This window comes from Micromonospora sp. 15K316, assembly GCF_004348525.1.
Taxonomy (GTDB): domain Bacteria; phylum Actinomycetota; class Actinomycetes; order Mycobacteriales; family Micromonosporaceae; genus Micromonospora.
Genome location: NZ_SMKG01000222.1, coordinates 1 through 10,072 on the forward strand (window position 1 = coordinate 1; position 10,072 = coordinate 10,072).

Sequence of the window (10,072 nt, forward strand, 5' to 3'; positions counted from 1 at the left end):
GGGCTGGGCCGGCTGCTGGACGACCTCGTCGAGCAGATCCGCCGGATCAACGAGACGGTGCTGGCCGGGGAGCACAGCTCGCTGCGGGAGTTGGCCGCCGCGACGGGCCGCCGGCCCGAACCGTGGCGGGTGGCGGTGCTGCTCGGCGGCGACGAGCTCTCCCGCCACGAGCGCGGCCAGCTCGACCGGGTGGTCCGTACGGGCGCGGCGTGCGGTGTGCACCTCGTGGTACGCGGCGTGGCGTTGCCGGATGATCCGACGGTCACCCGGGTGGTGGCCGAACTGGGCGGCGCGCGCCTCGGCGCCCCACCGGGCCTGCCCGTACGACTCGACCCGCCGCCGCCGGCGCCCCTGGTCACCGAGACCTGCCGGGACGTGGCCGCCCGGGTCAACGCCGGTCCCGCGCCGACACCGTTCACGGACCTGCTCCCGCCCCCGGAGCAGATGTGGCGGGAGGATTCGGCCACCGGGCTGACCGCACCGATCGGCGAGGGGCCACAGGGTCGCCCGGTGCTGCTGACGTTGGGCGACTACCCGCCGCACGCGCTGATCGGCGGGCCGTCCGGCACCGGCAAGACGAATCTGATCTTCACCTGGATCGGGGCGCTCGCCGCCCGCTACTCCCCCGCCGAGCTGGAGTTCTACCTGCTCGACTTCAAGGAGGGGGTGTCGTTCGCCCGGTTCGCGCAGGGCCGGCGTGACCCGAGCTGGCTGCCGCACATGCGGCTGGTCGGGATCAACGTGAACACCGATCGGGAGTTCGGGCTGGCGCTGCTGCGGTTCCTCGCCGAGGAGCTGCGTCGGCGGGCCGACGCGGCGAAGAAGCACGAGGTCACCAAGCTGGCCGAGCTGCGTGCGGTGGACCCGACCGGTCGTTGGCCGCGGATCGTGGCGGTGGTCGACGAGTTCCAGATGCTGCTCGCCGGCCGGGACGTGGTCGCCCGGGAGGCCGCCGACCTGCTGGAGGATCTGGCCCGCCGGGGCCGTTCGCAGGGGATCCACCTGGTCCTCGCCTCGCAGGACGTGCGCGGGATCGAGGCGCTGTGGGGGCGGCCGGCGCTGGTCGCCCAGTTCACGCTGCGGATCGCGTTGCCCAAGGCGCTGCGGATCCTGGCCGAACGCAACGACGCCGCCCAGTCGCTGCCGCGCTGGCACGCGGTGATCAACGCCGAGTCGGGGCTGCCGGAGGGGAACCAGGTCGCCCGGATCCCGTCGGCCAGTGACTGGGAGACGTGGAGCGGGCTGCAGCACCGGCTGTGGCGGATGCGCCCGCAGGACGCCGCCCCGGCCCGGCTCTTCGACGGCGACGCGATCCCGCGGCTCGTCGACGCGCCGGACTTCCGGGCGTTGACCCCCGGCGACGGTACGACGCGCGGCCCGGTCGCGTTGCTCGGCGAGATCATCGACGTGCAGGCCCGCTCGGCGGCGCTGCGGCTGCCGCGGGCGCCGGGGCGGAACCTGGCGGTGCTCGGCACCCGGGTCGACGAGGCGTGCGCGGTGCTCGACGCGGCGGCCCGGTCGCTGGCCCGGCAGCACCCTCCGGGCACGGCGCGATTCTCCATCGCCTGCCTCGACCCGGACGCGGACCCGATCGCCCGGGCCCTCTACGAGGAGCTCGCCGAGGACGCCGCCTGGTACGACGAGGAGACGGTCCCCGAGCTGATGGCCGAGACGGCGGACGGGTTGGCGAGCGCGGGCGATCCGCACTACCTGCTGCTCTTCGCGGTGGACGCGGCGGCCGGCGCGCTGGCGGCGCGGGCCGGTGGGGGTACCGGGCTGGAGCGGCTGCGCCGGATCCTGCACGACGGGCCGGAGCGGCGTACGCACGTGCTGGCCTGGTGGCGCGGTGTGGCGCGGATGCGGGCGGACCTGGGCGGCCCGGCGGCGCGCACCGACCAGATCGGGGCCTGGGTGGCGCTCGACACGCACGGCGGCGAGCTGGGCTCGTCGCTCTATCCGGGCACCGGCGGCCCGGACTGGTATCCCCGCCCGTGGCGTGGGCTCTTCTTCGACCGGGCGGTGCACCGCACCGGCCAAGTGATCATCCCCTATGGACCGTCGCGATGAGTCAACCGGTTCCCAGCGAGACGTACGCGGCGCAGGTGCGCAGGCTGGCCGACGTCAGCGCCCGCGTGCACGCCCAGCGGGAGGAGGCGCAGAGCTGGCACGAGCGGCAGTGCGCCGCCGCCGAGCGAGCCGTCGCCGAGGCGGAGGAGCAGGTGGAGCGGGCCGAACGCGAGCTGGCCGACGCCCGGGAGCTGCAGGAGCGGGTGGAGGCGGAGGCGGCGCACCTGTGGCAGCTGCTGCGTGAGCGGCTCGGCAGCGCCGGTCGCCGGCTCACCGGGCCGCCCGTGCCGACGGCCGGCGTCGACGCCGATCCGGTGCTGCTGCTGGGTCAGGTGCGCGAACTGCTCGACCGTACCCGCCAGCCGGGTGAGCTGCCCGGTTCGGCCAACCCGCTGCTCGCGGGCTGCGGGGTGGGCGGCGCGGTGCTGGCGTACGCCCTCGGCGCGGCGACCCGGGCGGCCGGAGCGGGCTACGGCGGCGACCTGGCGGTCGGGATGCCGGTGCTGGCGCTGATGGTGACGCTGCTCGGCCCGCTGGTCGGGCTGGTGCCGGCGAAGATGCTCGCCGACCGGCGCAACGCCGTGCTGGGTCCCCGCCCGATCACCGTGGTGCTGGGCGCCGGGCTGGCGGCCACCGTGCTCCTGCTCGTCGTCTTCCGCTGACCGGCGAGCAGCGGTCTGCCCGGTGCCGGGCCGCCGGACCGATCGGCCGGGCCCGGTGTCAGGCGGGGACGACCACCGCCTCGCGGAGCAGGCGGCGGGCCAGGACCAGCCGGTCGGCGTCGTCCGGCAGGCCGGGCAGGTCCCCGACCCGGCCGACCGCGCCGGTGAGCAGGGCGCGGACCGCCGGTTCGCACTGGGCGGGCAGCGTGACGGTCCGGTCGAACAACCGCAGCGCGACCCGGTCCGGGGCCTCGGCGACGAGCTGCCAGCGCAGCCCGGGACGCAGGGTCAGCCGGCTCTCCACGTCGAGGGCGTCGAGGGCGGCGGCCTGGGCGAGCGGGCGGATCGGCGCCGGCCGGGCGGCCGGCCAGGCACGCCGCCGCAACCGGTCGGCCAGCGCGGTCGGGTCGACCCGTAGCAGCCAGTCCCGCAGCGCCTCGACAGTCTCGGTGAGTTCCGGCTCGATGCTGTCGGGGTCGCAGACGTCGGTGCCCAGCGGCAGGCCGGCCCGCAACCGGCGGTCCTCGACGGCGAGCGCCAGCAGCTCCTCGACCAGCGCGTAGCGGGTGAGGGCGCGTACGCCGACGGTCAGGTGCAGCGAGGAGGACTCCTGCGCCTGCGCGCTGTGCAGCCAGCCGCGGGGCAGGTAGAGCGCGTCCCCGGGGGCGAGCACCACGTCGAGCGCGGCCGGTCCCTGCGCGGTGGCGGCCACCTCGTCGGCCCGGCCGCCCCAGGGCTGCTTCTCCAGCGGGTCGGGCAGCACCGGCGGGTGGATCCGCCAGTGCTTGCGGCCGTCGACCTGGAGGACGAAGACGTCGTGGGTGTCGTAGTGGGTGGCGAAGCCCTGGTTGCCGGCCGGGGTGAGGTAGGCGTTGACCTGCAACGGCTGGCCGAGCGCGAGACTCAGGTCGCGGGCGAAGTCGATCAGTGGCGGCCAGGTGCGGTGCAGGCCCTGCAGCACCAGGGTCGCGCCGGCGGCGTACTGCTCCAGCACCCGCTCGTCGAGCACCTGGTCGCCGATCTCGGCGCCGGCGCCGCCGCCGCCGGTCCAGCGCCCGGGCGGCACGAGTTCGCCGTCACGGGCGATGCGCAGGAAGGGGGTGCGCAGGCCGCGCCGGCTGAGCAGCTCGTCGGCGTCGGCGGGGCTGAACAGGTCGGTGAAGCCGGCCGGGTCGGGCAGCTCGTCGGCGCGGGAGAGCAGCGGGGTCTGACCCCAGTGCGCGGCGGCGAACTTCGCCGGTTCGACGGCCACGCACCGGGCGAGCGCCGCGGACGCGGTCAGGGGCTGCGCCGCCGGGCGGACGCGGCCGCCCGGCGGGTCGAGCTGCGTGGCGACCATCGCTCAGTGGGCGGGGCCGTCGGCGCCGCCGTCCTGCTTGCCGGGCGTCGCGCCACCGTCGGCGGGTCCCTCCGCCCCACCGTCGGCGCCGCCGTCCTGCTTGCCGGGCGTCGCGCCACCGTCGGCCGGTCCCTCCGCGCCCTGGTCCGCGCCCCGGTCCATGCCCCGTTCGACGCCCTGGTCGGCGCTGCCGTCCGCGCCGCCGTCCCGCTTGCCCGGCGTCGCGCCGCCGTCGGCGGGGCCCTCGTCGCCGCCGGCGCCCATGGTGGTCATGTCGTCGTCGCTGAGTGCCATCGGTGCTCCCTCGTGCCGGCCCCGCCGTACGCCGGGGTCTCTGTGCAGCGAGTGCTACCCCCACGCTCGCTTCCTAACCTCACGGTAGACGTCCGACATGAGGGACATAGGCGGTTCGGGGTCAGCGTCAGGCGGGCCGCCGTACGCCGGTCCGGGCGGCAGCGGGAGACGGCGACGGTGGCAGGATGGAGCGGACGAAGGTGCAGGAGGTGTCGATGACCGAGCCGGCGATGACCCCACTCGAACCGGTGACCGAGCAGTGGCAACGGGCGCTGGCCGTGGTGGCCCACCCCGACGACCTGGAGTTCGGCGCGGCGGCGGCCGTGGCGCGCTGGACGGGGCAGGGCAAGCAGGTCGTCTACTGCCTGGTCACCAGCGGCGAGGCCGGTATCGACGGGATGCCGCCGGCGCAGGCCCGCGAGGCCCGTGAGCGGGAGCAGCGGGCGTCGGCGGCGCTCGTCGGGGTCGACACCGTCGAGTTCCTCGGGCTTCCCGACGGGATCCTGGAGTACGGTGTGCCGCTGCGCCGGGCCGTCGCCGAGGTGGTGCGCCGGCACCGCCCGGAGATCGTCATCACGAACAACTTCCGCGACACCTGGGACGGCGCGTACGCGCTGAACCAGGCCGACCACATCGCCACCGGTCGGGCGGTGCTGGACGCCGTCCGCGACGCGGGCAACCGCTGGGTCTTCCCGGAGCAGCTGACCGACGGTCTGCGGCGGTGGAACGGGGTGCGGCAGGTCTGGGCCGCCACGTCGCCGCAGGCGAAGCACGGGGTGGACGTCACCGAGACCTTCGCGCGGGGAGTCGAGTCGCTGCGGGCACACGCGGCGTACCTGGCCGGGTTGGGTGACGGCGGCTTCGACCCCGAGGAGTTCCTGGAGGGGTACGCCCGGCCGGCCGGGACCCGGCTCGGGGTCCGCTTCGGTGTCGCGTTCGAGGTCTTCCCGCTGCAGCTCTGGTAGCCCGCCGATGATCCTGCTCGGCACCTCCGGCTGGCAGTACCGCGACTGGCGGGGCCGGTTCTACCCGGACGGGCTGCCGCAGCGGCTCTGGCTGGAGCACTTCGCCGAGCGGTTCGCCACGGTGGAGGTGAACAACGCCTTCTACCGGCTGCCGGAGCGGGACACGTTCGCCGCTTGGCGGGCCCGTACCCCCGACGATTTCTGCGTGGCGGTGAAGATGAGCCGCTACCTCACCCACGTCAAGCGCCTGCGGGAGCCGGCCGAACCGGTCGCCCGCTTCCTCGACCGGGCCACGGCGCTCGGCGACCGGCTCGGGCCGGTGCTGCTGCAACTGCCGCCCACCCTCGCGGTGGACGTGGCGCTGCTCGACGCCACCCTGCGCCGCTTCCCGCCGGACGTACGGGTGGCGGTGGAGCCACGACACGCCTCCTGGTGGGGCGCCGACACCCGCCGGGTGCTGGAGCGGCACCGGGCGGCGCTGGTCTGGGCGGACCGGCTCGGCCGGCCCGTCACACCGCTGTGGCGTACCGCCGACTTCGGCTACCTACGGCTGCACGAGGGGCGGGCCCACCCGCACCCGCGTTACGGCCGCGCCGCGCTGACGTCGTGGGTACGCCGGCTCGCCGACGCGTTCGACGAGGCGCCGGCGTACGTCTACTTCAACAACGACCCGGGCGGCGCGGCGATCGCCGACGCGGTCGCGTTCGCCGCCCTGTGCCGCCGGGACGGGCTCCCGGTCAGCCGCGTCGCGCCCCGGTGACCCGCCCGCCCCGGTCCGGGGCGGGCCGGGGCCCTGTCACGGCATCATCCGGGCGAGGTCGCGGGGCATGGTCTCCTTGACGTCATCCCACTCGCCCTGGGTGACGTGCCGGCGCAGGGTGTCGAGCACCACCTGCACGACCCGCTCGGTGCCGCCCGCCACGTCGTACGGGAAGCCCTGCCGCACCTCGTAGAGGAAGTCCTCCCGGTTCAGCTTCACCGGTACGTCGGACGGCTTCCACCCGTCGAAGTAGATGCCGCGGACGAGGATCGGCAACTGCTGCGCGAACTCGACGCTCTCCTGCACCGGCATCCGGTCCCGCAGCAGGTGCAGCACGGTCCGCAACGCGGCATAGGACTGGTTGCGCTGCGCCTTGGGCCAGCCGTAGGCGTCCTCGATGTCCTTCAGAATCAGGTTCGTCTTGTCCAGCGAGGACTCGACCGCCGATATGAACTGCTCAGCCATCTTCCCACCCCCGATCGTCGTTGACCCAGCGTCGGTCGTCGTCGCGCCGCGGCGGCCCCGCCGGGCCGGGCCGGGCTTGGACGGGGCTCCGTCGCCCCGCCTGCCGGGCGCCGCGCGGGTCGCGCGACCCGCCGACCACGTGCAGCACGGCCCCGCGTCGGGGATCCACCACCACCCGAGCCGTCATTCCCGGTCACCTCCTCGTGATGCGTGGGTCGGTCCACCGACCGCACGCGATCTCCACGGTGTCCTCCGGGAGGGTGAGCCGTCCTCACCCTCCCCGGGTGAGCCGGGCCGCGAGCGGCGTCAGTCGGCACCGAGCAGGCCGGCGAGGGTGGCCGCGTTGGTCTGCGCATAGTCCCGGTAGCAGTTGTTCATGAGCACGTGGGTCCGCTGGGCGGAGTCGGCCAGCTCGCGCAGCTTCGGCGCCCAGTCACGCAACTCCCGGTCGGAGTAGCGGTAGCCGAACTTCTCGTGGATGTCGGTGCTCGTCCACTTGTCGCTGTGCCCGTGGAACCGCACCACCGCGAGGTCCGCGGTGGCGGCCAGCACCGGCGGCACCGACGAGCGGTGCCCCTGGGGCATGTCCACGCAGACGTACGGCAGGCGGTGCTCGCGGAGGAACCCCACCGTCTCGTCCCGGTTGTCGCCGTCGAACCAGGAGGAGTGCCGGAACTCGAAGACCGGCCGCAGCGGCGCGCAGCGCTTCGCGACCTCCAGCAGGTACTGCTTGTTGTCCCGCTTGATGGTGAACCAGGGCGGGAACTGGAAGAGGAGCGCCCCGAGCTTCCCCGCTTCGACGAGCGGGTCGAGCGCCGAGAGGAAGCGCGTCCACACCTCCTCGTACGCCTGCGGGGCGAGGTCGTCGGGGTAGACGTTGCGCTTCTCGGTCTCCGGTCGCAGGTCCTTGTAGAGCGCGCTGACCCGGGTGGGGTGCCCGGTCAGCAGGCTGAACGCCTTGACGTTGAAGGTGAAGCCGGCCGGGGTGCGCTCGGCCCAGAGCCGCGCGGTGCGTTCCGCCGGCGGTGAGTAGTAGGTGGCGTCCACCTCGACCAGCGGGAACTGACGGGCGTAGTACGCGAGCCGCTTCTCCGGCGTGTCGGCGGTCCGCGGGTACCAGCCGGAGTCCAACAGCGTCCGGTCGGTCCAGGAGGCGGTGCCCACGAGGATGTCACCCATGGGTGAAGTTCACCGCGTCCCGGACCGACCGGCAACCACACGCTCTGGTCAGGCCGCCCGCCGCTCGCGGGTCTGCTTGCAGGTGACGCAGGTGGTGGCGGACGGGAAGATCTCCAACCGCTCCACGGGAATCGGCGCCGTGCAGCCCTCGCAGAAGCCGTAGGTGCCCTCTTCGAGCCGGGCGAGGGCGTGTTCGTACTGGGCGCGGCGGTCGAGGATCGTACGCAGCAGCGACTGGGCGGTGTCCCGCTCGGCGGTCTTGGTCCCGCTGTCGGCCTGGTCGTCGCCGGCGGTGTCGCCGACCTCGACCAGCCGCAGCACCTGGCTCTGCAGCACCGCCTGCTCGTACTCCGCGGACAGCTCGTCGTAGCGCGATTGGAGGGACAGCCGGATCTTGTCGGTCTCCGCCTCGGTTCGGCCCGTTCCTACCGTGTCGTGGACGAGCATGGCTGCCTGCCTTTCCTGGCCTCTGGTCAACCGGGGGCCCGGCGCACGGGGCCCCGGTCACGGTCGCGTCCGGTGCACGGGCGATCACCCGTGCTCTGTGAGCCGGGCGAATACCCACCGGATCCGGCGATCAAACCGGGGATTTTCCGGTCACCGGCGGTGGTTCGGGGCAGGCGCCACCCCGTCCCTCGGCGTCGGCCCGGGGCCCGCTCAGCCGGGTGCCGCGTATTCGACGAGGGCGGGGTGACGAGGGTCGTCCATGCGCACCACGACGTCGGCGAAGGAGGCCGGGGCCACTTCGGCGGCGTACCGGTCGAAGGCCGGCAGGGTCCACCGCAGCTCGGCGTCGGTGCGCCGGCGCAGCGCCGCCGGGGAGAGCAGCAGGTGAACGGTGACGTCGAGGGGCAGGCCGCCGCCGAGCAGCAGCGGACCGCTGACCAGCACCACACCGCCGGGCGGCAGTTCGACGTACCCCGCCCGGCTGGCGCGGTCGGCCGTGGCGTCCCAGAGCGACGGCAGCAGGCGGCCGGAGCCGTCCGGAGCGGCCGGGTCGAGCACCTCCCGGCGCAACCCGGCCTCGTCCAACCAACCCTCGTAGTAGGCGTCCGGGTTGGTCCGGCCGTGTTCGAGGCGGACGGACGCGGGGCGCAGGAAGTTCTCGGCGCGTACGTGCAGCACCGGGCGACCCCGCGCGCGCAGCGGATCGACGAGCGCGGCGGCCAGCTCCTCCGGCCGGGCGGCGTCCGGGCCGTCGACACCCACGCGCAGCCGCCCGGGCGCTGCGGTGGCGGCCTGCTCGGCGAGGCGGTCGGCCAGCTCGGTGACGAGCAGTTCGGGCGAGATGGGTCGGATGCGCACGCGACCATCCTGCCTGGCGGCCGCCGGGTCAGCCGCTGCGGTCGAGGGTGACCCGGGCGTCGTCGGCGAGCCGGTAGCCGACGCCGTAGACCGTGGTGACCAGCGGTACGTCCACGCCGACCTTGCCGCGCAGCCGGCGGACGTGCACGTCGACGGTGCGGACGCCGGCGTGCTCGTAGCCCCAGACGGCGTTGAGCAGTTGCAGCCGGGTGAAGACCCGGCGGGGGTGGGCGACGAGGTGCAGCAGCAGGTCGAACTCGAGACGGGTCAGCGGCAGCGGCTCGCCGTCGCGCAGCACCGAGCGGGACGAGGCGAGGATGTGCAGGGTGGGGACGGCGGCGGCGAGCGAGCGGGACGCCGCCCGGTTGGCCGGCACGTCGGCCCGCCGCTCGACGGTGGGGGCGGGCACGGTCACGACGCATTCGCCCTGCTCGATCAGCTCGCGGGCGGCGTCGAGCAGTCGCCGGGCCGGCGGGGTCAGCGACTCCTCGCACGTCAGCGGGATGGAGAGGGTGACGGTGAGCACCGGCGCGGGCGTGTTCGCCGGGCGGCGTTGACCGCCGGGGGGCCGGCCGGGTACCGCGGGTTGAGCAGTGTGCCATCCGGCGCGCGACGAGGCGGGGCTGACCGACATGGTCCTCCTTGGCTGGTCGGGGATCTCCCCACGGCCCGGGACGCCGCTTTATCGATGCTTCCCGGCACCCGTGCGAGGGTCAAGAGGCCGCTACGTTGCATGAATGTGACATTTGACGAACACATCGGAGCCGGATGCTCGCTCTGCGTACGAGGTTTGATGATTACAGCAGAGTCGCCCGGATGACCCGTTACGGGGGGTCCCCGCCGGGTTCACATTCGACTCGCACGCCCTGCCGGGGCGGAGGGCGCCGCTCCGGGCACGCTCCCAAAGGGACTCGGGCACCGCGGCAACGGATCGTCGCCCGCCACCCCGGCGTCACATCGGCGCGACGGCGGCGGCGACCGTGGCGGGACGGGTCGGGGTCAGCGTCCCGGCTCGACGGCGATCCCGGCGTCAGCC

11 protein-coding genes are annotated in these 10,072 nt (G+C 74.5%); 4 read left to right on the forward strand and 7 right to left on the reverse strand.

All coding sequences use genetic code 11. The features are described from left to right. Both E1211_RS27020 and E1211_RS27025 read left to right on the forward strand, forming a co-directional pair. Positions 1 to 2,067, forward strand: a 2,067-nt coding sequence (locus tag E1211_RS27020; RefSeq protein WP_132352202.1) for an FtsK/SpoIIIE domain-containing protein, incomplete at its 5' end; no start/stop codon positions are given. Then, the gene (locus E1211_RS27025; protein WP_132352204.1) at positions 2,064 to 2,729 is read left to right on the forward strand and encodes a hypothetical protein; all 666 of its coding nucleotides are present in this window, start codon (positions 2,064 to 2,066) and stop codon (positions 2,727 to 2,729) included. The genes E1211_RS27020 and E1211_RS27025, both read left to right, overlap by 4 nt. A gap of 58 nt (positions 2,730 to 2,787) precedes the next feature. Here the strand turns inward: E1211_RS27025 and E1211_RS27030 are convergent, their stop codons facing one another. Next, a complete protein-coding gene (locus E1211_RS27030; RefSeq protein ID WP_132352206.1) occupies positions 2,788 to 4,068 on the reverse strand; it encodes a cupin domain-containing protein in 1,281 nt (426 codons plus the stop codon). 3 nt (positions 4,069 to 4,071) lie between these two features. Beyond that, entirely contained in the window at positions 4,072 to 4,362 is a 291-nt protein-coding gene (locus tag E1211_RS27035; RefSeq protein ID WP_132352208.1) for a hypothetical protein, read from the reverse strand. A gap of 215 nt (positions 4,363 to 4,577) precedes the next feature. Here E1211_RS27035 and E1211_RS27040 point away from each other — a divergent pair, with 215 nt between their 5' ends. Both E1211_RS27040 and E1211_RS27045 read left to right on the forward strand, forming a co-directional pair. Then, positions 4,578 to 5,327 carry a PIG-L deacetylase family protein gene (locus tag E1211_RS27040; protein ID WP_132352224.1) on the forward strand — a complete coding sequence of 250 codons (750 nt, stop codon included), beginning with the start codon at positions 4,578 to 4,580 and terminating at the stop codon, positions 5,325 to 5,327. A 7-nt stretch (positions 5,328 to 5,334) separates the two neighbouring features. Next, on the forward strand, positions 5,335 to 6,087 hold the full coding sequence (locus E1211_RS27045; protein WP_132352210.1) for a DUF72 domain-containing protein: 753 nt from the start codon (positions 5,335 to 5,337) through the stop codon (positions 6,085 to 6,087). Between the two features lie 36 nt (positions 6,088 to 6,123). Here the strand turns inward: E1211_RS27045 and E1211_RS27050 are convergent, their stop codons facing one another. From E1211_RS27050 to E1211_RS27075, 5 genes are all read right to left on the reverse strand, one after another. Beyond that, on the reverse strand, positions 6,124 to 6,552 hold the full coding sequence (locus E1211_RS27050) for a DUF2267 domain-containing protein (RefSeq protein ID WP_132352212.1): 429 nt from the start codon (positions 6,550 to 6,552) through the stop codon (positions 6,124 to 6,126). Positions 6,553 to 6,858: 306 nt separating this feature from the next. Next, the gene (locus E1211_RS27060; RefSeq protein ID WP_132352216.1) at positions 6,859 to 7,731 is read right to left on the reverse strand and encodes a DUF72 domain-containing protein; all 873 of its coding nucleotides are present in this window, start codon (positions 7,729 to 7,731) and stop codon (positions 6,859 to 6,861) included. Between the two features lie 48 nt (positions 7,732 to 7,779). After that, positions 7,780 to 8,178 (reverse strand): TraR/DksA C4-type zinc finger protein, encoded by a 399-nt coding sequence (locus E1211_RS27065; RefSeq protein WP_132352218.1) that lies wholly within the window; start codon positions 8,176 to 8,178, stop codon positions 7,780 to 7,782. A 210-nt stretch (positions 8,179 to 8,388) separates the two neighbouring features. Next, complete coding sequence (locus E1211_RS27070; protein WP_132352220.1) at positions 8,389 to 9,036, reverse strand: uridine kinase; 648 nt, start codon at positions 9,034 to 9,036, stop codon at positions 8,389 to 8,391. A gap of 28 nt (positions 9,037 to 9,064) precedes the next feature. Continuing rightward, a complete protein-coding gene (locus tag E1211_RS27075; protein ID WP_132352222.1) occupies positions 9,065 to 9,670 on the reverse strand; it encodes a winged helix-turn-helix domain-containing protein in 606 nt (201 codons plus the stop codon). Positions 9,671 to 10,072: the final 402 nt, after the last annotated feature.

What these genes read in the sequence shown, in the direction of transcription:
- E1211_RS27060 (WP_132352216.1), bottom strand. Translation starts at nt 7,731, where the DNA reads ATGGGTGACATCCTCGTGGGCACCGCCTCCTGGACCGACCGGACGCTG.
- E1211_RS27075 (WP_132352222.1), bottom strand. Translation starts at nt 9,670, where the DNA reads ATGTCGGTCAGCCCCGCCTCGTCGCGCGCCGGATGGCACACTGCTCAA.
- E1211_RS27045 (WP_132352210.1), top strand. Translation starts at nt 5,335, where the DNA reads ATGATCCTGCTCGGCACCTCCGGCTGGCAGTACCGCGACTGGCGGGGC.
- E1211_RS27030 (WP_132352206.1), bottom strand. Translation starts at nt 4,068, where the DNA reads ATGGTCGCCACGCAGCTCGACCCGCCGGGCGGCCGCGTCCGCCCGGCG.
- E1211_RS27035 (WP_132352208.1), bottom strand. Translation starts at nt 4,362, where the DNA reads ATGGCACTCAGCGACGACGACATGACCACCATGGGCGCCGGCGGCGAC.
- E1211_RS27025 (WP_132352204.1), top strand. Translation starts at nt 2,064, where the DNA reads ATGAGTCAACCGGTTCCCAGCGAGACGTACGCGGCGCAGGTGCGCAGG.
- E1211_RS27040 (WP_132352224.1), top strand. Translation starts at nt 4,578, where the DNA reads ATGACCGAGCCGGCGATGACCCCACTCGAACCGGTGACCGAGCAGTGG.
- E1211_RS27050 (WP_132352212.1), bottom strand. Translation starts at nt 6,552, where the DNA reads ATGGCTGAGCAGTTCATATCGGCGGTCGAGTCCTCGCTGGACAAGACG.
- E1211_RS27065 (WP_132352218.1), bottom strand. Translation starts at nt 8,178, where the DNA reads ATGCTCGTCCACGACACGGTAGGAACGGGCCGAACCGAGGCGGAGACC.